At 47.0% G+C, this 2,002-nt stretch carries 3 protein-coding genes; all 3 read left to right on the top strand.

Annotation, left to right across the window (positions count from 1 at the left end; all coding sequences use genetic code 11):
• The first annotated feature begins 119 nt into the window (after positions 1 to 119).
• Positions 120 to 764 carry a DinB family protein gene (locus tag AC4E7D_RS14435; RefSeq protein WP_490174475.1) on the top strand — a complete coding sequence of 215 codons (645 nt, stop codon included), beginning with the start codon at positions 120 to 122 and terminating at the stop codon, positions 762 to 764.
• Positions 765 to 874: 110 nt separating this feature from the next.
• On the top strand, positions 875 to 1,429 hold the full coding sequence (locus tag AC4E7D_RS14430; protein ID WP_490174474.1) for a helix-turn-helix domain-containing protein: 555 nt from the start codon (positions 875 to 877) through the stop codon (positions 1,427 to 1,429).
• 131 nt (positions 1,430 to 1,560) lie between these two features.
• Positions 1,561 to 2,002 (top strand): hypothetical protein (locus AC4E7D_RS14425; RefSeq protein WP_490174473.1); only part of this gene is annotated, 442 nt, incomplete at its 3' end.

Below are 2,002 nucleotides of genomic sequence, written 5' to 3'. Positions count from 1 at the left end.
GATAAAGAAATAAAAGAATGGATTTCTTAAGCGTATTAAAAATCAAAATAAAAACTTGCTATAACAATCCCTAGTATCGAACAGTCCTTAATAAACAACCTATAATTAAAACACATCCAATGAAAAAAGAACACCAATCCGTAGACCGCCGCAATTTTATCAAAAAGTCCTCGATGCTAGCGTTGGGCTCAGGTGCCCTGCTCACTGTTCCCCTGAATGGATATGCCCATACCACCGCACAGGACGATATCAACATCATTGGCCCCAAGGCAGGCTTTAGCCCTCAGATTGGCACCCTGGTGTCCATGATGAACTGGATGCGGATGGTGATCCTCGGCCCGGTTAAAGGGATGAGCGTTGCTGACCTGGATTACCTGGTGGATGATAAGGCGAATTCTATAGGCGCTATGCTATTGCATTTAGCAGCTACCGAGCGCTTTTACCAGATCCACACTTTCGAGGGCCGCAAATGGGGCGACTGGGACCTCGCAGACAGAGAAAAATGGGCCGTGGCTTCCCGGCTTGGGGAAGGAGCACGCAGAACTATAAAAGGAAATCCCCTGGACTTCTACCTGGAAAAGCTTGAGACGGTGCGGGAACATACCCTAAAGGAATTTGCCAAAAGGGACGATGCCTGGCTGATGTCCGTTGACGAAGAATGGTACTGGGGCCCCACCAACAACTACTGCAAATGGTTCCATGTGTGCGAACACGAATCCAACCACAACGGACAGTTTAAATTTATCAAAAGCCGTATTTCTTAAGGCACTACCTTGATTATTTACCCCGGCACAACCCAAATGCCGTCCAAATGTATGGGGAATGTCGCATGAGGTAAACATTCAATGCCTTATTTTTAACACAAAACATGTCTATGGAAAACCTTGGTACTACCATCAAAGCAGCCCGTAAGCAAAAAGGGATTACCCAGGAAGAACTGGCGGAGCGCTCCCGCATCAACCTGCGCACCATACAGCGCATTGAAAACGGACAAAACACCCCCAGGAGGAAAACCCTGGCCCTGATCGCTATACCCCTGGGCCTCGATATTGCGCAGCTGGTGGGTAATGAAAATGATGTTCATGCCCGGAAATGGGGTGCCCTGATCGCAGAGGGTTTTTTCCTGTTGATCCTGAATTTCGTCCTGATGGGGGTATTCGGCTACCTCACACTGGATTCGGATGCCAATCTTAACAGCAAGTTCGGGGCCTTATTGCTGAGTTTCTTTATTCCTGTGTTTATCGTTAGCCAGACGCGGGGCATGTCCGGACTGGAACGTATTCTCAAGTTCGGATCGGGCTTCTTTTTGTACTTCACCCTCATTATGATCCTGCACGGCTTTGTCCTGGGCTTTGTCAGCCTGCTCTTTCCCTGTTTTGGCATCTCGCTGGCCTTATTGTATTACGGCGGCCGCCTATTTCGCAGGTGAACCAAATAGATGGCTTAGGCCGCAGGGGCTCCTTTAAATTTACCTACATTAGTGTGCGTTAACCCATGGAATTCTCTACGTTTAAAGATAAAAGGACAGCATGACCTCTAACCATTAAATGATGGGTAGATATGATCAGGCGCCTTGCACTACCTATGATAAAATTACTTGACTTTCTATTTCGAAGCATTGTGGGGTCAGATACAACATCGAACCAGGCCCGGAGGGAGGTGCTTCAGGAACTAGGGGTTAGTTTGGTTAGCATACACAGGTGGAAACCTCATTCCATTGTACAAATCAATGCAGACCAGAACCTGGTGGTCCTGAGATCCGAAAGCGGCAACATTATTCCCATTGAAGCAGACCTAAAAACCATACAAAATTTAACCCAGGGGATTTCTGAAAATCAATTCTTATCCAAGTATGGCCAGGATTGTCACAATTGGATAGCATCCTGGAACTTCTGGTCTTCTCCTGCTTCACCCCCTCACTTCCAGATTGAATTAAGGGCAAAACTGAAGGTCGAAGACCAGACTACAGAGAAGCGGAAAAAAATGTACCACAAACGAAATG

The organism is Lentiprolixibacter sp. (assembly GCF_982873095.1).
Note: the sequence above shows the minus strand (reverse complement) of the source record. Positions and strands in the feature narration are given on the sequence as shown.

Coding starts and splice junctions, on each gene's coding strand:
- AC4E7D_RS14435 (WP_490174475.1), top strand. CDS start 120: ATGAAAAAAGAACACCAATCCGTAGACCGCCGCAATTTTATCAAAAAG.
- AC4E7D_RS14430 (WP_490174474.1), top strand. CDS start 875: ATGGAAAACCTTGGTACTACCATCAAAGCAGCCCGTAAGCAAAAAGGG.